This is a genomic window from Oleiphilus sp. HI0117 (genome assembly GCF_001635235.1).
In genome coordinates this window covers 1-287 of record NZ_LWGA01000603.1, presented here as the reverse complement: position 1 = coordinate 287, position 287 = coordinate 1, and the positions used below count along the sequence as shown (strand labels likewise).

Annotated in this window: 1 rRNA gene; it reads left to right on the top strand. The window is 45.6% G+C overall.

The annotated features are described in order from the left end of the window. Positions 1–287, top strand: a 23S ribosomal RNA gene (locus A3757_RS06730); the annotation flags it as partial.

The following is a 287-nucleotide window of genomic DNA, read 5'->3' as shown; positions in this document are numbered from 1 at the left end:
CTTGTTCTGTGACTGCGTACCTTTTGTATAATGGGTCAGCGACTTAATTTTAGTAGCAAGGTTAACCGTATAGGGGAGCCGTAGGGAAACCGAGTCTTAATAGGGCGTTTAGTTGCTAGGATTAGACCCGAAACCGAGTGATCTAGCCATGAGCAGGTTGAAGATCAGGTAACACTGATTGGAGGACCGAACCCACTTATGTTGAAAAATGAGGGGATGACTTGTGGCTAGGAGTGAAAGGCTAATCAAACTCGGAGATAGCTGGTTCTCCTCGAAAGCTATTTAGG